Origin of the sequence: Halogeometricum borinquense DSM 11551, assembly GCF_000172995.2 — an archaeon.
In the GTDB taxonomy this organism is placed as follows: Archaea; Halobacteriota; Halobacteria; order Halobacteriales; family Haloferacaceae; genus Halogeometricum; species Halogeometricum borinquense.
Window position 1 is genome coordinate 2,540,750 of the sequence record NC_014729.1, and the last position, 24,648, is coordinate 2,565,397.

Consider the following 24,648-nt stretch of genomic DNA (forward strand, 5'->3'; position numbering starts at 1 on the left):
AATATTGCGACAGCATCGGCTGAGAACCAAGTACGAAGACCGGACAGAGTATCGGATCTTCGATACGGCGTCTCAGTAGGAGTCGTCACCACCGGGCCGGTCCGTCTCGGACGATGCGTCTGAAGACCGCCGCTTCCGCTTTCCGTAGGTGTTCGGCCGCCGTACCAGTCGAGCAGTCGAGTCGGTCGGCCACCGCAGAGACAGATGCTTCTCGTGGATTACCGTAGTATCCCAGTTCGACCGCAACGACAAGTGCGTCACGTTGCCGTGGTGAGAGTGCTGCCGCCGGGTCGGCGACGCGTCCGTCGTACTCGTGAATCTCTCGCACATCAGCTTCGATACTCGGCGGCAGGCTTTCGAACGCATCAGTGAGTGCCTCCGCCGTCCCGACAAGCGAGAGGTCAACAGACCGATCCTCACGGAAGATGATCGGTGAGACGACGACGACGCCGGTTCCGAGAAAGGCGTTAGAGAGTCCAGCGTCAGCCTCGAAGTCGCCTTCCTGAACGGCGAGGTAGAAGCCGGGACGGTCGTCAGTCTGGGAGATTTCGTAGTCCAGAATCGAAGGCGACGCTTCGAGGGCGTCGGTGTACGTCTCCGGGTCGTCGCCATCAACGTGAAAGAGGAACGTGTTCCGATCATCGACTAACGGATTGCCGTGAAGAAGGCTCGTTCGTCGGAATCCAGGCGTTTCGGCGACGAAAGCGTGCATCGGATGAATAAGTGAATCGGGAAGAGTCAGACGGGCACGAATCGACTTCACAAACGGGACTGTTCAGTCTAAGAATAAAAAGCCCCTCACGAGTGCGGCAAAATAGCGATCATTGGCTGAGCGAATTCGAAGATATGAGTCTCGACACGCGAAGCCGTGAACTCGCCGACGAAGCGGGGACTGACGGACTCGATACACTTCTCTCGGATCTTCTGCTCAGCCGCGACGACCACGTACACGCCCCCGGGTTCGTCGTTCGGCCCGACAACGTACAAGAGACGCTGCGACGACTGCGCGACGAGGCGGGATTTGACCATCTCTCGTGTGTGACCGCACAGGAGTACGAGGACCGCTACGAAACGATCTATCACATGAAGTCGTACGACGATCCGACGGACGAGGTGAGCATCGTCGTTCCGACACCTTCGAACGCACCGGTCAGCGAGTCGGGCGCACCGGTGTTCGAGACGGCGGGGTGGCACGAGCGCGAGGCGTACGACCTCGTCGGCATCGAGTACGACGACCATCCCGATCTGCGGCGCATTCTTCTTCCCGAAACGTGGCAAGGACATCCCCTCTCGCGCGACTACGACCAAGACCGACCACAAATCGTCCCGTATCGAGAACACGCCAACCCGATCGAAGACGACAGCCGCGACGGCGACACGCTGTTTCTCAACGTCGGACCGCACCACCCGGCAACGCACGGTGTCCTCCACCTCAAGGTAACGCTGGACGGCGAACACGTCGTCGATCTCGATCCGGAAATCGGCTACATCCACCGGTGCGAAGAGCAGATGTGCCAATCGAAGACGTACCGACACCAGATCATGCCGTACCCCGACCGCTGGGACTGGGGCGGCGGAGGCCTGTTGAACGAGTGGGCGTACGCCCGCACCGCCGAGACGCTCGCGGACATCGACGTGCCGGAGTATGCGCAGGTGATTCGGACGATGACCGCGGAACTCTCGCGGATGCTCTCGCACTTTCTCTCCATCGGTGCGTACGCTCTCGACGTGACGGGCGATTTCACGGCGACGTTCATGTACGCGATACGCGACCGAGAGCAGATACAGAACATCTTAGAAGACGTGACCGGCCAGCGACTGATGTTCAACTACTTCCGTCTCGGCGGCGTCGTTTGGGATCTACCGGAACCCCGCGAGGAGTTCTTCGAGAAGGTGTACAACTTCGTTGACGGCCTTCCACAGAAGTTAGCGGAGTACCACGATCTGCTAACCGGAAATGAGGTACTCCAACTCCGGTCGGTCGATACTGGTATCCTGCCGGCGGAGGTTGCCAAGTCCTACGGCTGCACGGGTCCCGTTGCACGCGGGTCAGGCATCGAGTACGACCTCCGCCGCGACGATCCCTACGGCTACTACAACGAACTCGACTGGAACGTCGTCACTGAACCCGACGGCGACAACTTCAGTCGTCTGCTCGTCCGTATGCGCGAGATCGAGGAGTCCGCGCGGATCGTCGAACAGTGTGCGGAACTCCTCGCCGACTGGCCCGAAGACGACCGTACCATCCAGTCGAACGTCCCGCGGACGATCCGTCCGGACGACGACACCGAAGTGTACCGCGCCGTCGAAGGTGCCAAGGGTGAACTCGGGATCTACATCCGCTCGGACGGAACCGAAAAGCCCGCACGCTTCAAGATCCGAGGGCCGTCGTTCTCGAACTTGCAGGCGCTTCCGGAGATAGCCGAAGGCGGGTTGATACCGGACTTGATCGCGTCGCTGGGGAGTCTCGACACGATCATGGGCGAAGTAGACCGCTGAGTCAGCAAAGCGGCTGTCGAAAACAGTCTCGATGTGGCGAACTGGCGGCACTGTCGAGCGATTGCGACGCTCATAGTCACGGACGGGCGTGCCGCACTCCGCGTGACCGCCCGCGGCGTCGGTTAGGTCACGGGCCGTCTGGCCTCGGCTTCTGATTTAAACGTTCGTCCGGAGCGAAACGCAAACCACAGCGCCCCATAGACCACAGCGTTTTATCGCCCGGACTGCCGACGTAGGTGTATGACCTCGCAGGGAATTGTCGGGGAATTCCTCTCTTTGAAGTCCGAAACCGACGCGGACGTGCTGACGATGCAGTGCGGTGACTTCTACGAGTTCTTCGGGGACGACGCGGAGTTCGTCGCCGAGGAACTCGATTTGAAAGTGTCCCAAAAGTCCTCACACGGGTCGTCGTATCCGATGGCTGGCGTTCCCGTGGACGACCTCACGCCCTATCTGAAAGTCCTCGTCGAACGCGGCTATCGCGTCGCCGTCGCAGACCAGTTCGACGGCGAGGACGGACATTATCGGAAGATTACGCGCGTCGCTACGCCGGGAACGTTGCTGGAAACAACGGACGCCGACGCCCGTTATATCGCTTCGATGGTCGCTCCGGACGACGACGAAGGCGTCGGCCTCGCCTTCGCGGACGTGACCACCGGACAGTTCTTCGTCACCGAAACCGACGACGCCGACGCCGCCTATTCGGAACTGTACCGCTTCTCGCCGGTCGAGATTCTGCCCGGCCCGACTGTCCGCGGCGACGACGACTTTCTCTCTCGCTTGCGGCAAGACACGGACGCGTCACTCTCGTTGTTCGAGGCCGACGCGTTCGCACCCGGACGGGCAAAACACGTCGTGCGCGACCAGTTCGGCCGGGAGACGCTGGAGAGCGTCGGACTGAATTCGGACCTCGCCGTCCGCGCCGCGGGTGCAGTCCTCCGATATGTCGAGGAGACGGGAACGGGCGTCCTCCAGTCGATGACGCGCCTGCAGACGTACGAGACGCGCGACCACCTCGAACTCGACGCGACGACGCAGCGAAACCTCGAACTGACCGAGACGATGCACGGCGAGACGGATGGAACGCTCGTGGACGCCATCGACCACACGGTGACGAGTCCCGGCGGCCGTCTCCTCCGCGAATGGCTCACTCGACCACGGAGAGACAGAGCAGAACTGGAGCGGCGTCTCGACGCCGTCACGGCGTTGGCCCGGGAAGCGCTCTCGCGTGAGCGCGTGCGAGACACGCTGGACGGCGTGTACGACCTCGAACGCCTCGCGGCGCGCGCTGCCTCGGGGAGCGCGGGCGCGTCAGACCTGCTCTCCGTCCGCGACACGCTCGCCGTCCTTCCGGCCGTCGCGGAGGCAATCGAGGAGAGTCCGCTCTCGGAGTCGCCGCTTTCGGATGTCGTGGCGCGACCGGACCGCGAGGCCGCCGCCGCGCTTCACGACGAACTGGCCGACGCGCTCGCGGACGACCCGCCTAAGACGGTTCGGCAAGGGGGGCTGTTCAAGCACGGGTACGACGACGAACTCGACGAACTCATCGACAGCCACGAAGAGGCACAGCGCTGGATAGACACGCTCGCGGACCGCGAAAAGCGCCAACACAGTCTCTCGCACGTCACAGTGGACCGAAACAAGACGGACGGCTACTACATTCAAGTCGGTAAGTCCGTCGCAGATCAAGTGCCCGAACACTACCGCGAGATAAAGACGCTAAAGAACTCAAAGCGGTTCGTCACTGAGGAGTTAGAGGAGCGAGAGCGCGAAATCCTCCGACTCGAAGAGTCTCGCGGCGAATTGGAGTACGAACTGTTCTGCGAACTCCGCGAGCGGGTCGCTGCACACGCCGAACTGCTCCAAGACGTTGGTCGCGTTCTCGCCGAGATAGACGTGCTGTCCTCACTCGCCACGCACGCCGCCGGAAACGACTGGACACGTCCGACACTTACGGACCCCGGACCGGTCCGCATCGAAGCGGGACGACACCCCGTCGTGGAGCGAACGACCGAGTTCGTCCCGAACGACCTGTACATGGATGACGAGCGCGGCTTCCTCATCGTCACCGGGCCGAACATGAGCGGGAAATCGACGTACATGCGGCAGGCCGCACTTATCGTCCTGCTCGCACAGGTCGGAAGCTTCGTCCCCGCTCGATCGGCCGAAATCGGCGTCGTTGATGGAATTTATACGCGTGTCGGCGCACTGGACGAACTCGCGCAGGGCCGTTCGACGTTCATGGTCGAGATGCAAGAGCTATCGAACATCCTTCACTCTGCGACGGAGGATTCGCTCGTCATCTTGGACGAGGTTGGCCGCGGAACGGCAACCTACGACGGCATCTCTATCGCGTGGGCGGCGACGGAGTACTTGCACAACGAAGTTCGTGCGAAGACGCTCTTTGCCACCCACTATCACGAACTCACCTCGCTGGCCGACCATCTCGACCGGGTGGCAAACGTCCACGTCGCCGCCGAGGAACGCGACGGAGACGTGACGTTCCTCCGAACGGTTCAGGATGGACCGACCGACCGGTCCTACGGGATTCACGTCGCAGATTTGGCAGGCGTCCCGAAACCAGTCGTCTCGCGTGCCGACAACGTGCTGGAGAAACTGCGCGAGGAGAAGGCCATCGAGGCAAAAGGCGGCGAAAGCGACAAACCCGTTCAAGCCGTGTTCGACCTCTCGTCAGGAGAGTTCAGTTCTGGCGAGTCAAGCGGGCAGGCGGGAAGTGGGCAGACGACGGACGGGCAGATAGTAGACGGACAGACGGCGGACGGGCAGGCAGCCAGCGCCGACCAACGTGAGAGCGGAGTCGCCGCCGCTCAGCAGTCACAGCACGCCGCGAACGGCGAGTCAACCGCCGGAAGAGATGCAAGCAGAGCGACCGACCCCGAAGCCGACGAAATCCTCGACGAACTTCGCGAGACGGACGTGAACTCGAACGCGCCACTTGACATCATGGCGAAAGTACAAGAGTGGCAGCGCCGACTTTCAGACAATGACTGAGAAACCACTCCGGGCGACGGTGAGCCTTCGCGGAGTACTCTTCGCGCCGGACGGCGACGTCCTCGTCGTGCGGCGAACGACGGACGAAGGGTGGGAACTCCCCGGCGGCCGACTCGGTGCCTACGAGGACGCAAGCGAGGGAGTGCAACGCGAGATTGCCGAAGAGACCGGATTGAACGTCGAACTCGGCCAGCCAGTTCACGCCATCGCGTGGCGAAACGACGACGATGACGGCCGGTTCGGTGTCTACTACTACGGCACGGTAACGGAGCAGACTGTATCGCTGAGTCACGAACACATCGAATACGAATGGGTCTCGCCACAGTCGGCCGAAGACCGCCTGAGCGAACCGCAGGCAACGGCGGTGAACAACGCCTCGGAGGTGCGCGAGGAGTGACCGACGACGACCGACCGACCATCCGCGCGCTCGACGATCAGACCATAAATCGGATCGCCGCGGGGGAAGTGGTCGAACGACCCGCATCGGTCGTCAAAGAACTCGTCGAGAACAGCCTCGACGCCGACGCGAACCGCATCTCCGTGGCCGTCGATTCGGGCGGAACGGAAGGCGTCCGCGTCCGCGACGACGGCGTCGGCATGGACCGCGAGGACCTACAGATGGCCGTCGAAGAACACACGACGAGTAAGATTTCGGACATCAACGACTTAGAGTCAGGCGTCGGTACGCTCGGATTCCGCGGCGAAGCGCTCCACACCATCAGTGCCGTCTCCCGACTCACCGTCCGGTCGAAACCGCGCGGCGGCGACACCGGACGCGGGTCGGATGCGCCCGGCAACGATGCCGGGACCGAACTCCGCGTCGAGGGCGGCGAGGTAACGGACGTCCGTCCCGCGGGGTGTCCAGAAGGGACCGTCGTCGAAGTCGAAGACCTGTTCTACAACACGCCCGCGCGGAAGAAGTTCCTGAAGACGACCGCGACGGAGTTCGATCACGTGAACACCGTCGTGACGCAGTACGCGCTCGCCAACCCCGAGGTGGCTATCTCGTTGGAACACGACGACAGAGAGGTGTTCGCCACCGAGGGGCGGGGCAGTCTAGAATCGACGGTGCTGTCGGTGTACGGCCGGGAAGTCGCGGAGTCGATGACTCGCGTCGAACACGAACCCGACGACGGCCCGGTTGCGTCGGTAACGGGACTCGTCAGCCATCCCGAGACGACGCGGAGCGCACGCGATTACCTCTCGACGTTCGTCAACGACCGCTACGTGACCGCACGCGTTCTGCGCGAAGCCGTCTTGGACGCCTACGGCGGGCAACTCGCTACCGACCGCTATCCGTTCGCCGTCCTGTTCGTGGACGTGCCGCCGAACACGGTGGACGTGAACGTCCACCCGCGCAAGATGGAGGTCAGATTCGACGACGAATCAGGTGTAAAGAGCGCCGTCGAGTCCGCCGTCGAATCCGCCCTCTTAGAGCAAGGATTGATTCGCTCGTCGGCCCCACGCGGCCGGTCCGCACCCGACGAGGTGGAACCCGCACCCGAATCGCCGACGGCAGAAGCGCGCGGCGGGAAAGGACACAGTCCGCAACCATCGCAGTCGGACGGGCGAAGCCGAAGCGGGTCGTCTCCGACTGTCTCGGACTCACCGCGTTCGGCGACTTCGGGGACGGAATCGGCGCGTTCGACACCAAATGCGGAATCAGCGCACTCGGACAGGACAGGAGACGCGGCAGCACCGAGGCCGACAGGTGACGCGACGACAGAGACGCCCGACGAATCGGCCGAAAACACGGGGGAAACGTCGAGCGAGGCGGCCGACACCTCACAAGGCGTGACCAGCGACGAGGCGTGGTCCGTCTCGGCCGGTCGGACGCGTTCGCGCCCGTCACGTGCGCCGGAGACACCGAGTTCGAAGGACAAGTCGGATGAGGACACCGACATGCAGACTTCGCGGACGGGAGAAGCGCCGGAAGCGAAGGCGGAAACAAGAACAGCGAACCCGACGCAGGCGTCACTGAGTGGGGTGTCCGACGAGGACCACGACTCCGCTGAAGTGACTGCCGGCCGTTCAGAAACGGCCAGTACGGCAGAGACGACAGCCCCGAGACGACTCGGCGCACCGACGGTTCAGCGTGACCTCGGCGGCGACGAGGCGACGCTGTCACCCGAGTTCGATACGCTCCCGTCGATGCGCGTCCTCGGACAACTCTTAGACACGTACATCGTCGCGGAGACAGCCGACGGGATGGTCCTCATCGACCAACACGCGGCCGACGAGCGGGTGAACTACGAACGCCTCCAGCGAGAACTCGCAGGCGACGTGACGACGCAGGCGTTGGCCGACCCCGTCGAGATGGAACTCACCGCGCGCGAGGCGGCCCTGTTCGAGGAGTACCAAGACGCCCTCGCACAGACCGGATTCCACGCCGGACGGACCGGCGAGCGAACCGTCGAAGTGCGGAGCGTTCCGGCCGTGTTCGCGGAGGCGCTTCGGCCCGAACTCCTGCGCGACGCGCTGACCGCGTTCGTCAGCGAGGGCGAGGACGGCGGCCGTGAGACGGTAGACGCCGTGGCCGACGAACTCCTCGCGGATCTCGCGTGCTACCCGTCCGTAACGGGTAACACCTCGTTGACCGAGGGGTCCGTTCTCGACCTCCTGTCGGCGTTGGACGACTGCGAAAATCCGTATGCGTGCCCGCACGGTCGCCCGGTCGTCATCGAGTTCGACCGCGACGAGATAGAAGACCGGTTCGAGCGAGACTATCCCGGCCACGGCGGCCGTCGGTCGGAGTAGTTCGCTGCGCTGATCCTCAGGGAAGCGAGTACAGTACTGCCGGACTGACCGGACTTATATGTCATCTCGAAGAACGGGAAGATATGACCGACATCGTGACCTTCGGGGAGACGATGCTGCGCCTCTCGCCGCCACGCGGCGACCGCTTGGAGCGAACCCGAACGCTCGACGTGCAGGCGGGCGGTGCAGAAAGCAACGTCGCCGTCGCGGCCTCCAGACTGGGGTCGAATGCCGTCTGGCTCTCGAAACTACCCGACTCGCCGCTCGGCCGTCGGGTTATCTCGGAACTGCAGAGCCACGGCGTCGAGACGGACGTCGCGTGGGACGATTCCGGGGAGACGCGAATGGGAACGTACTACCTCGAACCCGGTGGCAGTCCGCGCGGAACGAACGTCATCTACGACCGATCCGACGCCGCCGTCACGACGACAACGCCCGGCGAGTTGCCACAGGACGCGGTTCGAGCGGCAGACGTGTTCTACACCAGCGGCATCACGCCCGCGCTCTCTGCGACGCTCGCCGAGACGACCGCGACGTTGCTAGAGACGGCGCAGGAAGCGGGGACGACCACTGCGTTCGACCTGAACTACCGGTCGAAACTCTGGACGCCAGCGGAGGCGAAGGCGGGATACGAGACACTACTCCCGAACGTGGACGTGCTTATCGGAGCCGAACGCGACATCGAGACGTGTCTCGGCAAGCGCGGTGAGCCTGCCGACGTGGCGCGCGAACTGGCCGACGAGTACGACTTCGAGACGGTCATCGTCACGCTGAGCGAGAAGGGGTCGCTGGCCCTCCACGACGGGAAGGTGTACGAACAGGGCGTCTACGACGCCGACACCTTCGACGCCATCGGAACGGGCGACGCCTTCGTCGGCGGGTTCCTCGCACGCCGACTCGACGGCGGCGACGTGCCCGAATCACTCGCGTACGGCGCGGCCACGGCATCGCTGAAGCGGACCATCGACGGCGACTTAGCCGTCGTCACACCCGAAGAAGTCGAGGCCGTCGTCGAAGAAGAAACAGGCGGCATCTCACGGTGATGTCCATCCGGATATTGTTGACGTGATACCAGTAGGAACCCGATGAGCGGCCGTAAATGATCCTTCTGTGATATTTTTGCTATAATATATGAATTTTAATGAATATATGTCTTAATCGAAAGATACTCCATACGGACGTTCATTAGCAGGAGGTTGTAATGAAACGTATAATCGCGCTGATGGCAGCGACACTTGTCATCGCTGCCGCAGTCCCCGCAACGGGGGCCGCAGCAGCAGCAGACGCACAGTCCTCCGCATACACTGGAACACACGTCGAATTCGACACGGAGTCAAACGCCGTGACGAACTACTCCGTCGGCGGCACGATGATGCTCGACTCGCTCCGCGTCGAGTCCGCCGAATCCAGCGGCGATACCGGCATCGACGTTGATGCATCTGTCTCGACCGAAACCGACATCGCTGGCTCGTCTCTCTCCATCTCAGCGACGGCCGAAGCGAGCGCCGACGTCACCACCGAGAGCGGCGCAACGCTGACCGCACACGACACGCCGAACGGAAACCTCGTCGTCACCGGTACTGAGTCGCAGGTCGTCCGCGCGAACGTGAGCGAGGAAGCGACCGTCACCGAAGACGGTGAGGCTCGCGTCGTCGTCGAGAACGGCAACACCACCGGCGTCTTCATCGCCGTCGGCAACGCCTCGGTTGCGAAGAACGACGATGGCGATGTCTCCGCCCGTGTCGAATCTGACGGCCGCGTCGTCTTCCGTAGCTACGGCGAAAACGAGGAACGCACCGAGAACGACCGCGAAGCCGAGCGTCTCGTCGCAAACGGAACGGCTACGGCTGAAGTCTACGTGACGGACGAAGGCGACAACCGCTCGTCGGAAGTCGTCCACTACGGTTCCAACACGACGGTGAACGTCACCGAGCAGTCCACTGAAACCGTGAACATCACCGTCGAACGCGCTGTCAGCGAGGGCGCAGTCGTCCTCACGAGCGTCTCCGAGAAAGCGCTGAACGCGAGCGACTCGCTCGAAGTGACTGTAGACGGCCAAGCGGCCGCCGAAGTCGAGTCCACGAGCGAACTCCGCACCGCTGCAGACGGCGGTAACCAGTCGGCCTACATGATCGCAGACGGCAGTGCTGATGCCGACGCCGAAACGGATGTCTACGTCGCACTCAACCACTTCTCCGAGCGGAAGGTGACGATGCAGTCCGCCGACAACGAGTCAACCACGACGGAGACGGCGACTGAAAGTACGGAAACCGAGACCAACACGACCGCAACCGAAAGCACCGATACTGAGACGGAAACCGACACGGACTCCACCGCGACGACGAGCGACGATACGTCAGCGACCGAGAACGAGTCGGCAACCGAACACGGATCGGAAACCACCGAATCCTCGACGCCCGGATTCGGCGTGACGGCCGCTCTCGTCGCACTCGCCGGGAGCGCGCTGCTCATCGCACGGCGACAGTAGACCGTCGTAGCGGTCTACCGCCGACTGCGCACAAACGCCCGAACGACTATTCTTTTCGCCGCCGGCAACAGTAGTATGACACACGTAGCCATTGTCGGCGCATACGGAAGCGCGGGGGTCGCCGTCGCAGACCGACTCGTCGAACACGTCGGGGCAGAGATAGACCGCCTCACGCTCGTAGACGACGGCGAACCCGGCGGCGGTCTCTGTATCCTCCGCGGATGTATGCCCTCCAAAGAGGTGCTATCGACTGCCGCACACCGCTACCAGATGCGTCACGACCACCGTCTCGTCGGGGAGCCACCGGAGATGGACCTCGAAGCGGTGGTAGAAACGAAGAACGAACACACCTCGAACTTCGCCTCGCATCGACGCACCGCCGTCCACCGGATGGAAGAACGCGAAGGCGTGGCGTTCCGCCACGAGACAGCGCGGTTCGTGGACGACCGAACGCTCCTCGTCGGCGACGAGCGAATCGAAGCCGACTACGTCGTCGTCGCCACCGGATCGTCACTGAACATTCCTGACCTGCCGGGCATCGGCGATGTAGACTACAACACCAGTGCGGACGTGTTGGACGCGACAACGCTCCCCGATTCGGGCGTCGTGATGGGCTTCGGCTACATCGGGTTGGAACTCGTCCCGTACCTCTCCGAAGCGGGCGTTGACCTCACCGTCATCGAACACGACGAACGACCCGTAGACGAGGGTGACCCGGAGTATGGCGACGAGATCCTGTCGATGTACCGTGAGGAGTTCGGCGTCGAGATACGTACTGAGACGAGAGAACGGCGAGTCGAACGCACCGACGATGGGGTTCGATTGCACGTCGAGGGACCAGACGGAGAGGATGCAATCGACGCCGAAGCGTTGTTCCTGTTCACCGGCCGCCGCCCGACGCTAGACGGTCTCGAACTGGAGGCGGCAGGCATCACTCCCACGGGCGAGGAGTGGGTTCGGAACACGATGCAGACGCGCGCCGACGACAACGTGTACGTCGTCGGCGACGCGAACGGGAAAGAACCGATCCTGCACGTCGCCAAAGAGCAAGGGCACGTCGCCGCAGAAAACATCCTCGCGGACGTGAACGGTGGCGAACACCGGACGTACGAAAACATCCATCACCACGTCATCTTCTCGGGTGCGAGCGTGTACCCGTACGCTCGTGTCGGCCACTCGGTGAGCTCCGCCGAGGAAGCCGGTCTCAACTACGTGGCAGTCCACCGCGAGGCGTCCGACGATGGCGTGTTCAAGACGAAACTGGCCCCGCGGGGCCGGGCAACGCTCGTCGTTGGGACTGATGGAGCGGTTCTCGGGTTTCAGGGTCTCCACTACCACGCGGACGTGATGGCGAAGACGATGCAGGTGGCGGTCGAGAACGAGATGGATGTCCGAAAGATACCGGACCGCGCGTACCACCCGACGACGCCGGAGATACTCGACGGACTACTCCGGTCCGCCGCGGAACGACTGGAGTGAGGCGTCGAGATGATCCGAGTCAGCGGTGACGTCGAGAACTGATCCCGCATCGTCGCGTATCTCCGAATCCGTTCGGGGGAGCGTGACGGAAACGACCGTTCCGACCTCCCGGTTGCGGAAGTCGAGGTCGCCGCCCGCTTCGTTAACCGCCCACTCGACGACCCAGAGACCGAGACCCTCAGAGTGGCGGAGCGGTGTTTCCGTCCCCGACTCGAAGACGGCGCGTTCGGTCTCTGGAATACCTGGACCGTTGTCGGCGACGCGGAGGATAACGTGGTCGTCGTCGGTTCGAACACGAACTGACACGAGCGGTTCGTCCCGGTCGTTGTGGATGACGGCGTTCTCGGCCAGCAGTTCGACGACCACGCCAAGGAGGGGAACCGGACCGACCGGCGCACGATCGGGCACGTCTACGTTGACCTTCGCAGCGGGATACTCTCGTTTGAACGCTTCGAGGCGGCGCGAGACGACAGTCCCAAGGTCAGTTTCAGTATCGATCTGTTCGCCCTCCAAGAGCTGTTGGAGGTGTCTCGCGCGTTCGCTGAGGGAGATGAGTGCTTCCGATTTCTCGCGGATGATCTCCCCCCGTTCTGATACCACCGGGTCAGGGAAGTCGGCTAAGAGCGAAGCGTATCCGTGGACGACGTTCACGTCGTTCCGGAGGTCGTGTCGGAGAACGCGGTTCAAGACGTGGAGCCGTTGATTCAGCAGGCTGACTCGGCGGCGTTCGTGGCGGAGGCGATTAGAGACACGCGCCGCACGAGCATCGTAGACGCCGACGAGAGAGCCAGCGACCGTCCCACCCGTCGTCACATTCGACACGAAGTGGGCCTGTTCGGGCAGCACGACGCCGTTTAGTCGGAAATAGATGACTGTCAAGACACCCAAGAACGCGGAGGCGACGGCACCGACAGCCACCCATCGTCCGATGTGCCGAAGCGACGCAGTACCCCACTGTCGTCCCAACGCGACACCTACCGCGAGGACAGCACCCGACGCACTGATCGGGCCGAGGACGCTGAAGACAGCCGTCGACAGCGTATCGAGAACCGACGGATGGTGAAGAAGATGACCGAAGTGCCAGAGAAAAAATCCACTGCCGAAAGCCCAGAGCCACCGACCATCCCGGAGCCATCGACGGAGGGACGACATTGAATATGCAGGATGGCACGTCATTATTCATGACGCTTTCGACTACAACACTGTCAGCAATTCAGTATGGTGTGAGTCATCACCACGGTAATGGATGCCTATGGTGCATCAAGCCGACGGATGTAAATGCGCTAGTTGCATACCCGACCTCGTAATGGCGACACTATCGTTTGAACCGCTGACATACGGGGACATCCCCGAGGACGAGCGTCCCTCATTTCGGGCCGCTCTCGTCCCTGTTTTCGGGATGCTCGTCTTTCTCAGCGTCGGTGCAATTGCACTGGATCTCGACCCGCAGTTACCACTGTTATTCGGCATCGCGTTCACCGGTATTGTCGGCCGGTACTGGTACGGCACGACGTGGGCGAAGATGTACGAGGGTATCGTTGACGGTCTGCGGATGGGGATGCAGGCGATACTCATTATCTTCGTCATCTACATGCTCATCTCGACGTGGACGGGCGCGGGCACGATTCCGTCGCTCATCTACTACGGGTTAGAGCTGCTTTCACCGAGCATATTCCTCCCCATAGCGACGATTCTCGCGGCTGTTGTCGCCTTCGCCATCGGATCGTCGTGGACCACGGCGGGGACACTCGGTGTCGCGTTTATCGGTATCGGGACTGGGCTGGGCATCCCCGAACCGATGACGGCGGGTGCAGTTCTGACGGGCGCGTACACTGGTGACAAGGTGTCGCCGCTCTCGGACACGACGAATCTCGCCGCAGCGGTGACGAACACCGATCTCATGACGCACGTTCGGACGATGCGCGTCGGAACGGGGATCGCGATGCTCCTCTCGCTGGCCCTGTACACGTATCTCGGACTCACCGCGACGGGGAACATTCCGCCGGGACGAATCGCCGAGATTCAGACTGCCATCTCGGGGACGTACACCGTCTCGCCGCTGACGTTCGCTCCCCTCGTGTTGACGTTTGCACTCGCACTTCGCGGCTATCCAGCCCTACCAGCCATCACGTCGGGCGTGTTCGCGGGTGTGGCGACGCAGATTTTCGTTCAGGGACCGATCTCCATCGAGGGCTTCGTCCGTGCGATGGAAGTCGCACAGTCTGGAACGGCAGCCGGCTCGGGGGCAGGGCTCGCAGCCGAATTCAAGACGGGCTCAGAGATTGTCAATAATCTGCTCTTTACCGAAGGTCTCATCGGGTCGTCGTGGACCATCACCGTCGTTGTCGCCGCACTCGCCTTAGGTGGGATTCTCGAACGGACGGGCGTGCTGGCGGTCATCGCGTACCACATCGGCGAGTCGCTGCACAGCGTCGGGAGCCTGACCGCGGGGACGGCGTTGTCAGCGTTCGGGATGAACATTCTCGCGGCCGAACAGTACATGAGTATCGTCGTCCCCGGCATGAGCCTCCGCGGCCTGTACGACGACTTCGACCTCGACAGCCGCAACCTCTCGCGTGCCGTCGAAGCCGCCGGAACGACGACGAGCGCACTCATACCGTGGAACGCGGGCGGGGTCTACATGGTGTCGGTTCTCGACGTTCCCGTCTGTTCGGGTGCGTGGTGTCTCGATGGCTACGCGCCGTTCTACTTCCTCGGCTTCTTCTCGCCGACCATCCTCATCCTCATGGGTGTGACGGGATGGCGCATCACGACGCAGTCCGAGGACACGACGGTCGGAATCAAGGGCGCTGTCGAATCGCTCGGCGACGACTAACAGCGAACCGCTAGCGACTCTCCGGGGGTCACCCACCGACCGCGAACCGCCCGGCTTTTCTCGATTCGTTCGATAGAGAGCATATGGACCTGACCACTGCGGGTCGATACCGCGTTCTCGGGCGGCCGCGCGACCCCGAGGAACTCCTTCTCGTCGAGCTTCCGGCGGATGGCATGGACGATGCCGACCCCGAAGAGGCGTTCGCACCGACGTACGTGGACGCGACTGGGTACGACGATGGACTCGCGGCCGCAGTCGGGTCGATTGACGCGGGCAACGTCGTTGACGCCGACCTGACATGGCACGACGGAACTCCGCGCTTCGACACGCTGTCCGTTGTCGCCGAGACGACGTTCACTTTCGCCGACGGCGTCACTGGGATGTTCGAGGCGGCCAAGAGTACGTGGATGGTCGCAGAAGCCGAGAACGAAGGGATGAACGCCCGCGTGACACGCAGCACCGACGGCGACCCGAACGGTGCGCTGTACGTCTTCGCAAAACAGTCTGGCGCACGCGATCTGTTCTCGGAGTTCCGCAACGGGATAATGCCGCTTGAGCCGCTCATCCGCCGCGTTGACGGCCACGAAAACAGTACGCTGATGGACCAGCCAGCGGATCACCGTTCTACGGAGTGCAGTGAGAGCGGTGAGAGCGACCGCATCGACGTACCGCCGGAGCCAGAACAGCCGCGCGCAGTGTTTGTGATGCGCCCCACCGACGAACCGTTCATCGTCGTCTACATCGTCTTCGACCGCGACGGGATGCTGGCGAAGACCGTTCGGGACACGTACGTCTGAGGCTTCGGGACAGGTACGTCCGAGGCTTCAGGACACGTGCATCTGAAGCGTCGAGACACTACATCTGAGCCAGACATAGCTGAAACGACGCTCACCGACCGCTAAGACGCCCGAGAACGGAATAATAGTGTTTAATATACTACCGACGATTCGTTAATACATGACCGTTGTCAGCGTCTCCATGCCGGAAGAACTGTTAGAGCGCATCGACAACTTCGCCGGCGAACACGGCTACACGGGCCGAAGCGAAGTCGTCCGCGAGGCGGCACGGAACCTCCTCGGCGAGTTCGAGGACAAGCGTCTCGAAGACCGGAAACTGATGGCTGTCGTCACCGTTGTCTTCGACTACGAGACGACCAGCGTCGAAGAACGGATGATGAAGCTTCGCCACGAGTACGAGGGATTCGTCGCCTCGAACTTTCACAGTCACGTCGGCGAACACTACTGCATGGAACTGTTCGTCCTCGAAGGCGAACTAGCCGATATATCCACGTTCGTCGGGAAAATCCGCGCGACGAGAGACACCCTCAGCGTGGATTACTCGGTGATGCCCGTCGATGACTTCACGGCCATCGCAGCGGAAGAGTAAGGTTCTGCGATCCGCCGTCGGTATACGGCTTCGAGCGGTCACTCTTCTGTCGCACCGAGCTATCACGAGGAGAGTGTGGGAGTTTTTGTTATCCATCAGTATGTATCTTACATGGACAGACGGGCGCGGGTGCTTTTCGTCGCGGGAGACGACGACCCGGCGGCGGTGCCGGAAGACAACATCGGTGGGGACGAAGCACAGTTCGAGGGAGAGCGCGTGGGAGAGCTACCGGAAGCAAGGCTTGACAGCGGTGCATACGATTGCGTCGTGTGCAACTACGTGTTGGCAACGAGAGACGGCGTCGAACTGACAGCCGAACTCCGCGACTCACACCCAACACTGCCGATCATCGTGTACACCGCCATGGGCGACGAGACGGTGGCACGCGACGCTCTGCGTGCCGGAGCCACGGATTACGTTGTCTCCGACGAGACGGAGAACAGCAACGTAGAGGACGACGAGGCGACAGCACTGCGGCGGCGTATCGAGGCGGCCATGGCCGACGGCAGAGAGTCACAACGGATCGAGCGAACGGCGGAGGCGGCAACACAGTTGGAGAAGCTAACCCGCGTACTGACACACGACATCAGAAACGACCTGTCAGTCATCGTCGGATGGGCTGATATCCTGCGCAACTCCGTGACCGAAGACGGCGAGGAAGTTCTCGAACGGATCCTCGACAACGGGCGGAAAACACTGGAACTGACCGACGTTGCCCGCGATGCGGTAGAGATGATCGTCGGTGACGGCGCAGACGAGATCGAACCGACGTACCTCAACGGCGTCCTCCACGGAACGGTTCAGGACCGACGTGAGACGTACCCTGAAGCGACTATCGAACTCGGGTCAGTGCCGCCGTGTCACGTCGCCGCGAACTCGCTTCTCAGTGCGGTCTTCCGGAACCTCCTGAACGACGCGCTCTCACATCAGAGCGGCGATGATCCATCGGTTCACATCTCGGCCGAGCGCGCCGGAGATGTCGTCCAAGTCCGCGTCACCGACGACTCTGGAGCCGCCGATGCACGGCGAGAGGCCGCGTTCAATAATGCGGAACTCGGCAGTCCGGACACTGATATCAGCGTGTTTCTCGTGGAGACACTGGTCGATGCCTACGGCGGTGATGTCTGGGTCGAAGACGACGGCGCAGTGTTCGTCGTTGAACTCCGCGTCGTGGACTAACCCACAGGTAAGTGCCCCCGCACTTCGGGGTTAGCCAAGAGTTTTTTACGTCTCACGAGAACGAGGAATTGCCGACGGCGCCGGTCCTGCGGGACACGCACTACACCGCGAAGCGTCACCACGTCGTCGGGCACGGTAGTGGCTTCGGTGCGGCGGAACCAACGCGACCTCATCGACCTATCCCCCCCATCCATCCCTTCCGTTTTGGTTCCGCCGTGCGTCACGCTCCTTTGCGTATCAGCTAGCGAAAGAAATTGTTATCAGGCGGGCTGACGATGAAGAGATGAATGACCGATCGGGATCCGTCACTGCGCGCGGTCCTCGATGGCACGGATGTTGTCGGCAAAAAGTGGCACCCAGCTGTTGTCTACTCGCTCGTTAGCAACGGCCCAGCGGGGTTTTCCGACCTCGAACGACGACTCGACATCTCCTCGAAAGTCCTCAGTGAGACGCTTGCGGACCTCGTTGACGACGGACTCATCGAGCGGAACGAGCTCCAGACAAGTCCGCTCCGCGTCGAGTACACGCCGACGACGGCAGGGCACGAACTCGCCAGTATCCTCGGTGACCTCGGTCGATGGACCGAACGGTACCACGACAACGAAACACCCGTCGTCTTGGTCGTCGACGACGACGCACGCCTCACCGAACTCTACACGTCGATGCTCTCGGAGTTCGAGGTTCGGACGGCCAACGACGGCACCGAGGGACTGTCGAAAGTAGACGAGACGGTCGATGCCGTCCTCCTCGACCGGAAGATGCCGGACGTATCCGGTGAACACGTCGCCCAGTGCATCGCAGCGGAGTATCCGTCAATCCGGGTCGCACTTCTCGCGTCCGCCCGTTTGGACGAGCAAACGCTGTCAGTTCCGTTCGACCGGTACGTCAGAAAACCGGTGACGGCAACGGAGTTAACCGAAACCGTGGAGGCCCTGTTGACGCCGCGTTCGGAAGTCGTCAGGAAGTATCTCTCAGTCGTCGCCAAGATGGCGGCGTTCCACGGTGACACCTCCGTCGAAGCGTACCGCGATCTTGAAGAGCGGAGAGAGTCCCTCTCGCACGAACTGAACGATCCCAAAGGAGTCGCTGCCGAAGCGGGACTCGTCTCCGAAGAGTAGCGAAAACAGTCGTCAGTCCGCGTTGAACGTCCGTCCGAATCGAACGGCCGTCGGTCTGCATCGAACGGCTGTCTGTTCACGTCAAACAGCAGTTACTCGCGTCGAGTAGTCATCTCGGAGTCGTCATCGGGTGAAGCGACCCGGAAGTCGTCGAGTTCGGTCGTACACCACTGACAGAAGTCGAGATCGCCGTCGAGTTCCTTTCCGCAGTACGGACAGTGCGTGATGGTCCCGTCGGGATTGACAGTGCGCTTTGCGGTCTCGTTCTGCGCACGGGCGACGAGGTACGCGTCGAACGCGCTGGCAAGGACGACAGCAAGCACGGGGAACATCGGGGCAATCGGACCCTGATGATATAAGAACGCCTCCGCCTCGGCCGGTTCGACAAACAGTATACCAGTGGCCATAGCAGTTGCCACCCACCCGAACGCACGCTTCCACCGGCGGAGATAGATATGGCCGGCACCCGTCGCCAGCGCTCCGAGAACAGCGGCGAGCCACGGCCGTTTCCGTGATTTCAGCTCCATATCACAAACTGAACGTTCAGTCAGGATAACTCTTGGGGCACGGTCCGAGCAGATCAACCCCCGGTGAACAGCCATCTGAGCCGGTTTTCGACGGGATCACATCGAACCAAGCGTCGTCTCGATTGCCAGACGGACCGCTCGCGTCTGCGTAGTAAGGGCCATGCTCGGTGGCACTGATCCACCGCGTGTTGCCTCATTCTCCCGGGCCGCGGCGGCGGCCAACGATGGAGAGAACGGGAGATGAACGAACCCCGACCGAGTCTCTCGGTCGTCGCGTTCGACAGCGTGGCGGACGGTGTAGAGCGCATCGTTACACAGATGCGTTCCCGCCGTGTTCGAGAGACAGGCCGGGATGCCCTCATCTAAGAGGTCGGTGACGACGGACTCGACAGGAAGCGTCGAGAAGTACGCTGCCGGGCCGTCAGCGAGACGTTCGTTCCGCGGATCTGCGCCCACGTTGTCGGGCGTCGTCACCGCGTCAGCGACGTTGACGCCGACTCGTTCGATTCGGACGGCCGCAGACCCGCGGGCGACGCCGGTCGAGACGAAAACCGTCGGGTCGTGCTCTGCGAGCAGCGACTCCAGTCGGTCCGTCACAGAATCGAAAGCAACGGGAAGGACAGCACCGACGACCGATTCGCCCGCAACGGTCTCGCCGTCGAGTTCGGCGGCGACGTGTGCAGTCGGGTTCGTGTCGAGTTCTCCGAACGGTTCGTAGCCGGTGACGACGACGGTCACGTGCGAACCTCCGGTGTGGACGCTGCGAACATGATTGGGAGTCGTCGCCGACGGAAATGAACGTCCGGGTATCGGCTGATCGGTCGCATCTGCTACAGCTTTACCCTCGTTCGCCGCCTCACTACAGCTATGTCGGACTCCAGAGCGAGCGACGGAGGGCAGACCGCATGCCGTCGATAGCCGAACTGTTTATCGATATAGTCGGTCCAAATCCGGTGCTGCAGGGGTTAGCGGGCGGCATCGTCATCGCGTTCATGAATCTGCTCGGTGCCGTCTTGGTCCTCATCTGGCGGAATCCGACCGAGCGGTCGCTCGACGGCGCGCTGGGATTCGCCGCGGGCGTGATGTTGTCTGCGAGTTTCACGAGTCTGTTGCTCCCCGGCATCGATTTCGCATCCGATCCCGCGTACCGCCCGTTCACTCCCGGCGGCATCGAACTTGCGGGCATCACCCCGGTTCTCATCGGATTCGGTCTCGGCGTCATCCTCCTCGATCAAGGCGAGCGATGGGTGCAGTACGTTGGGCCGCTGATCAGCGGAGAGTTGACCGACCGCGCCGAGTCCGACGGTGGCGAGGGAACCGATGATTGGCAACGCTCGTCGGATTCGGTGTCCGACGGAGGCATCAAGCGGGCCGGAGCGATGGTAGAGCAAGCCGACTCTCGCGTCGTCGGCGTCCTGCTTTTTACCGTTGCTATCACCCTCCACAACATGCCCGAAGGGTTGGCCGTCGGCGTCGGCTTCGGATCGGGAGACGTGACTAACGCCATCGGTCTCATGCTCGCGATTGGCATCCAGAATATTCCGGAGGGGTTGGCCGTCTCAGTTGCCGCAATCAACGCGGGCCTCGGTCGGACGTACTACGCCGCAGTCGCCGGTATCCGAGCAGGTATCGTCGAGATACCGCTCGCAGTGTTCGGCGCGTGGGCCGTCGTCGCCGCGGCACCGCTTCTTCCCTACGCGATGGGCTTTGCCGCAGGCGGGATGCTGTACGTCCTCGGCGACGAAATCATCCCGGAGACACACGCACACGGCCACGAGCGACTCGCGACGCTCACGATGATGGGCGGAGCCATCGTCATGCTGACGCTCGACGTATTACTCGGATGACAACGAATGAGAGGCAGTAGAGTGTGCGAGCAGAACGGAGCAGTCAGTTCGTCTCGCCCGTGAACCGAGCGAACGGGTAAACGAGAACCAACGCGAGAAGGAGGAAAAACGCGGCACCGAGCGCCAATACGATACTTTCGGTGACAACGCCGACGCCGAGAACCAGCGCCGAAAATCCCGTTCCGGCGACTATCACGTCGAGAACCGGCCCGGACGAATCCATACAGCACGTCGGAGAGCGGCCCGTAAGAGTGTACCCATCAGCCCGATTTGAGTGCGCACTCGCTCGCAGACCAGACGAACGACCGAAAAGGCAGGTGTGTGGGGCGACATAACGCAGCTAAGTACGCCGTTAATCTAGCGTCGATTGTGGCTAGTAGTTGGTACGGGAAGGTAATATTTCAGTAACTCCTGACTGTCCGGATTAGGAGACATTATATCGTGTAGAATTATGCTGAATTATATGTCCGGCGCGAGTGTGAGTCCGGTACAGAATGTCCCGGCTGATACCGCTCGTAGTCGCCCTCCTGCTTGTGACAGCGGGATGTACGTCTGCGGGACCACAATCCTCCGATGACAGTGACGTCACAACGGATATTGCGACGGCAAAGACGGTGAGCGAGCAGACAACAGGAGACGCTGAAGCGTCAGCGACGGCTGAGGAGCCAGTTGACGACGCGTCGGAGGCGGGCGCAGATGGAAAGACGAGGCAAGCAGAGACGGGCGCGGACGAGACAGGCGTAGGCGATGCAAACGCGAGTGATGGAAGCGAGTCGGACTCGGCGACGGTATCAACCGCCGGTTCGTCGGCGGGCAACGGCGGCAACGCAGGCACGTCCGCCGAGAACGGCGGTGGGGACAACGCGAACGCAGGTTCGCAGAACGACGTGGGGGAGAACAATCCAGCAGGGGGCAATAATCCGGCCGCCGAGAGTAATCCGACAGGAGAGAACAGAGACAGTACCACGACAGAGACAACGACCACCTCGTCAGACGACGCGAAGCAGACGGAATGGACCGTCACTGTGGACGAAATCGTCGAAGCCGACACGATAACAGTCAAATTCGCAGACGGGAGCATCGAGGAGGTCAAACTCGTCGGCGTGGACGCACCTGACGGACAGTACGACGATAGCGACTTCGAGGGCATGCCGACCGAAGACGGCGGCGACGCGTGGCTGGACGGTTGGGTCAGCAATGCGACCGACTTTACGCGCGAGAAAGTTGGTGGCGAAGAAGTGACGATCCGCGTCGATTCCACGACGGACCGCCGCGACTCGCAGGGTCGTCTCCTCGTCTACCTCGAATCACGCGGTGAGACGCTGAACGAACAACTCGTCCAACAGGGCCACGCACAGGTGTCGGACCGTTCGTTCGTGGAGCGGTCGAGCTACGAATCGGCCGAGACGAACGCACAGCAGGGCTACACCGGTCTCTGGCAGTTCTTCGAGCCAGATCCACTTGATGGTGGCACCGAAACGCCGGAGGGTGGAACTGAGACGCCCACAGACGAGACGGATATAGAGAACCGGAGTTCGTGGACCGTTACCGTCGAAAACGTCGTCGCGGGCGACCGTCTCGAAGTTACGTTCGAGGATGGACACACCGAGGTGGTCCAACTCGTCGGCGTCGATACCCCCGACGGCGACTACGACAGCGACGACTTCCACGGAATGGCCGCGGAAGACGGCGGTGAGGAGTGGCTGAACGAGTGGGACGGCAAAGCCGAATCGTTCACCAGCGATAAAGTGAGCGGTGAGGAGGTGACGATTCGCGTCGATTCGAAAGCAGACCGGCGCGACTCGCAGGGCCGTCTCCTAGTGTACGTCGATTACGGGGCCAGCGATACCCTAAACGAGAAATTGATACAGCAAGGCTACGCACAGGTGTCGGACCGAACGTTCTCCGAAGTGGAGGCGTTTGAAGACGCCGAAACGGGGGCGTCACAGGGTTACAGCGGCCTCTGGGAGTTCTTCTGGGAGGACCCGCTGGCGACCGAGACACCCACGGACCCCGAAACGCCGACCGAAACGACACCCGAGACAGAAACGAGTACGCAGACCGAAGCGAAAACGCCAACAGAGACGGAATCGACGGCGACAGAATCCGAGGGCACCACCGAGACACAGACGGAAGCCGAGTCAACAACCACTGAGACGAGTGACGATCAGACGACAGCCACTGCCTAACGCAAGCCCTCAGAATCGGTTTATATCGAATAATCTATATTTATTTTGAGAGACTAGTATCCAGACTGATTGGGAGAATTATCCGCCTCAGACGCTAATAGTCCGGTTGAGTCGCTCGTTTCTCGCAGTTTGAGATTTATCTTCGGTTGATATGTACCTCACAGGATAAGCAGAAACTGATGACAAACGAAGTTGGCGCTCCTGGTGACGGAATCTCGCGCAGAAAGTTTCTCGCCGCGACGGGGTCCACGGGGCTTTTCGCCTCCGCCGGTTGCCTGACGAGTTCGACGCCGACGGTTTCGCAGGTCGATGCCGCCGGTTCGACTACGCAGGCCGTCGCTGGCGACCTCCCGACGACCGGTCGGCCCGAAGTGGTTGATCTCGGCGAACGCGACAACCACGTGACGCTGAAGACCGTGAGCGCGGTCCACCACGTCCACCCCGGCGAGACGATGAACGGCCCGATCACGCTCCCCGTCGTGTGGGCGTGGCAAGCAGACGACGGCACGCCGTCGGTTCCCGGTCCCATTCTCCGCATTCAAGAGGGTGAGACGTTCACGGTCACCCTCGACAACTCGGGGATGGACATGCCCCACACGCTCCACGTCCACGGTCTACGGAAGACGTGGGAGAACGACGGCGTGCCGACGACGACCGGAATCACCGTCGAAGCGGGCGAAAAACACACGTACGAGTTCACGGCCAACGTGGCCGGGACCCATCTCTATCACTGCCACTACCAGACGCCACGGCACATGGATATGGGGATGTTCGGTATCCTCCGCGTCGAGCCAAAGGGGTACGAACGGGCCGACAAGGAGTACTACATGACGGTCAAAGAGTGGGACACGCGCCTCTCGCGGCAGTACGGCGGCCAAGACGCCACGTACGACATCACCAACCGGATGATGGACACGTTCACCATCAACGGGAAGTCCGCGCCCGCGACGTTCCACCCCGAAACCGGGTCGCCGATTATTGTTGATCCCGGTGATACGGTTCGCGTCCACTGGGTAAATGCCGGGTTCCACTCGCACCCGATGCACCTGCATAACCACCGCTTCAAAGTGGTTGAGAAGGACGGATCAGCCATCCCCGAGCAGATGCAACTCCTGCAGGACGTGGTGAACATCGCCCCCGCAGAACGGTACACCGTCGAGTTCACCGCGGACGCCGACCCCGGTATCTACCTCATGCACTGCCACAAGGTGGACCACGTCCGCAACGGGTCCTCGTACCCGGGTGGAATGCTTTCTGCGGTCGTCTACACGCCAGTGATGGACACGGATCTGTTCAAACAGGTGATGGCCTACGCCGGATACGAGGTGTGA

General features: G+C 61.9%; 20 protein-coding genes. 15 read left to right on the plus strand and 5 right to left on the minus strand.

Features of this window, described 5'->3' with window-relative positions; all coding sequences use genetic code 11:
• Positions 1-85: 85 nt before the first annotated feature.
• On the minus strand, positions 86-763 hold the full coding sequence (locus HBOR_RS12825; protein ID WP_241432416.1) for a helix-turn-helix domain-containing protein: 678 nt from the start codon (positions 761-763) through the stop codon (positions 86-88).
• An 83-nt stretch (positions 764-846) separates the two neighbouring features.
• Between HBOR_RS12825 and HBOR_RS12830 the strand changes: the two genes are divergently transcribed.
• The 7 genes from HBOR_RS12830 (at position 847) to HBOR_RS12860 (ending at position 12,235) form a co-directional block, all read left to right on the plus strand.
• On the plus strand, positions 847-2,499 hold the full coding sequence (locus tag HBOR_RS12830; RefSeq protein ID WP_006056331.1) for an NADH-quinone oxidoreductase subunit D: 1,653 nt from the start codon (positions 847-849) through the stop codon (positions 2,497-2,499).
• A gap of 240 nt (positions 2,500-2,739) precedes the next feature.
• On the plus strand, positions 2,740-5,511 hold the full coding sequence (gene mutS / locus HBOR_RS12835) for a DNA mismatch repair protein MutS (protein WP_006056330.1): 2,772 nt from the start codon (positions 2,740-2,742) through the stop codon (positions 5,509-5,511).
• Positions 5,504-5,908 (plus strand): NUDIX hydrolase, encoded by a 405-nt coding sequence (locus HBOR_RS12840; protein ID WP_006056329.1) that lies wholly within the window; start codon positions 5,504-5,506, stop codon positions 5,906-5,908. Before mutS ends, HBOR_RS12840 begins: the two co-directional genes overlap by 8 nt.
• A complete protein-coding gene (mutL, locus tag HBOR_RS12845; RefSeq protein WP_006056328.1) occupies positions 5,905-8,268 on the plus strand; it encodes a DNA mismatch repair endonuclease MutL in 2,364 nt (787 codons plus the stop codon). Before HBOR_RS12840 ends, mutL begins: the two co-directional genes overlap by 4 nt.
• Positions 8,269-8,351: 83 nt before the next feature.
• The gene (gene kdgK1, locus HBOR_RS12850) at positions 8,352-9,311 is read left to right on the plus strand and encodes a bifunctional 2-dehydro-3-deoxygluconokinase/2-dehydro-3-deoxygalactonokinase (RefSeq protein ID WP_006056327.1); all 960 of its coding nucleotides are present in this window, start codon (positions 8,352-8,354) and stop codon (positions 9,309-9,311) included.
• A gap of 158 nt (positions 9,312-9,469) precedes the next feature.
• A complete protein-coding gene (locus HBOR_RS12855; protein WP_241432415.1) occupies positions 9,470-10,756 on the plus strand; it encodes a PGF-CTERM sorting domain-containing protein in 1,287 nt (428 codons plus the stop codon).
• Between the two features lie 75 nt (positions 10,757-10,831).
• Positions 10,832-12,235 carry a dihydrolipoyl dehydrogenase family protein gene (locus HBOR_RS12860; RefSeq protein ID WP_006056325.1) on the plus strand — a complete coding sequence of 468 codons (1,404 nt, stop codon included), beginning with the start codon at positions 10,832-10,834 and terminating at the stop codon, positions 12,233-12,235.
• Here HBOR_RS12860 and HBOR_RS12865 read toward each other — a convergent pair.
• Positions 12,203-13,387 (minus strand): sensor histidine kinase, encoded by a 1,185-nt coding sequence (locus HBOR_RS12865; protein WP_006056324.1) that lies wholly within the window; start codon positions 13,385-13,387, stop codon positions 12,203-12,205. The genes HBOR_RS12860 and HBOR_RS12865 overlap by 33 nt on opposite strands.
• A gap of 154 nt (positions 13,388-13,541) precedes the next feature.
• On the opposite strand from HBOR_RS12865, the gene arcD reads away from it, so the two are divergent.
• The 5 genes from arcD to HBOR_RS12890 all read left to right on the plus strand — a co-directional run bounded on the left by arcD (position 13,542) and on the right by HBOR_RS12890 (position 18,754).
• A complete protein-coding gene (gene arcD, locus HBOR_RS12870; RefSeq protein WP_006056323.1) occupies positions 13,542-15,071 on the plus strand; it encodes an arginine/ornithine antiporter ArcD in 1,530 nt (509 codons plus the stop codon).
• Positions 15,072-15,154: 83 nt separating this feature from the next.
• Positions 15,155-15,868: a DUF6663 family protein gene (locus tag HBOR_RS12875; RefSeq protein ID WP_006056322.1), complete on the plus strand. Its 714-nt coding sequence runs from the start codon at positions 15,155-15,157 to the stop codon at positions 15,866-15,868.
• A gap of 160 nt (positions 15,869-16,028) precedes the next feature.
• A complete protein-coding gene (locus HBOR_RS12880) occupies positions 16,029-16,457 on the plus strand; it encodes a CopG family ribbon-helix-helix protein (protein ID WP_006056321.1) in 429 nt (142 codons plus the stop codon).
• A gap of 111 nt (positions 16,458-16,568) precedes the next feature.
• The gene (locus tag HBOR_RS12885) at positions 16,569-17,636 is read left to right on the plus strand and encodes a hybrid sensor histidine kinase/response regulator (RefSeq protein ID WP_006056320.1); all 1,068 of its coding nucleotides are present in this window, start codon (positions 16,569-16,571) and stop codon (positions 17,634-17,636) included.
• A gap of 287 nt (positions 17,637-17,923) precedes the next feature.
• A complete protein-coding gene (locus tag HBOR_RS12890) occupies positions 17,924-18,754 on the plus strand; it encodes a winged helix-turn-helix transcriptional regulator (RefSeq protein ID WP_006056319.1) in 831 nt (276 codons plus the stop codon).
• A 92-nt stretch (positions 18,755-18,846) separates the two neighbouring features.
• Here HBOR_RS12890 and HBOR_RS12895 read toward each other — a convergent pair whose 3' ends face one another.
• Together HBOR_RS12895 and HBOR_RS12900 are read right to left on the minus strand one after the other, a co-directional pair.
• The gene (locus tag HBOR_RS12895; RefSeq protein ID WP_006056318.1) at positions 18,847-19,281 is read right to left on the minus strand and encodes a DUF7575 domain-containing protein; all 435 of its coding nucleotides are present in this window, start codon (positions 19,279-19,281) and stop codon (positions 18,847-18,849) included.
• A 96-nt stretch (positions 19,282-19,377) separates the two neighbouring features.
• Entirely contained in the window at positions 19,378-20,019 is a 642-nt protein-coding gene (locus HBOR_RS12900) for a pyroglutamyl-peptidase I family protein (RefSeq protein ID WP_006056317.1), read from the minus strand.
• A 167-nt stretch (positions 20,020-20,186) separates the two neighbouring features.
• Between HBOR_RS12900 and HBOR_RS12905 the strand changes: the two genes are divergently transcribed.
• The gene (locus tag HBOR_RS12905) at positions 20,187-21,128 is read left to right on the plus strand and encodes a ZIP family metal transporter (RefSeq protein ID WP_006056316.1); all 942 of its coding nucleotides are present in this window, start codon (positions 20,187-20,189) and stop codon (positions 21,126-21,128) included.
• A 43-nt stretch (positions 21,129-21,171) separates the two neighbouring features.
• On the opposite strand, the gene HBOR_RS12910 is transcribed toward HBOR_RS12905, so the two are convergent.
• Complete coding sequence (locus HBOR_RS12910; RefSeq protein WP_006056315.1) at positions 21,172-21,351, minus strand: hypothetical protein; 180 nt, start codon at positions 21,349-21,351, stop codon at positions 21,172-21,174.
• A gap of 271 nt (positions 21,352-21,622) precedes the next feature.
• Between HBOR_RS12910 and HBOR_RS12915 the strand changes: the two genes are divergently transcribed.
• Together HBOR_RS12915 and HBOR_RS12920 are read left to right on the plus strand one after the other, a co-directional pair.
• Complete coding sequence (locus HBOR_RS12915) at positions 21,623-23,317, plus strand: thermonuclease family protein (RefSeq protein ID WP_006056314.1); 1,695 nt, start codon at positions 21,623-21,625, stop codon at positions 23,315-23,317.
• A 179-nt stretch (positions 23,318-23,496) separates the two neighbouring features.
• Positions 23,497-24,648, plus strand: a complete 1,152-nt coding sequence (locus tag HBOR_RS12920; RefSeq protein ID WP_006056313.1) for a multicopper oxidase domain-containing protein — start codon at positions 23,497-23,499, stop codon at positions 24,646-24,648.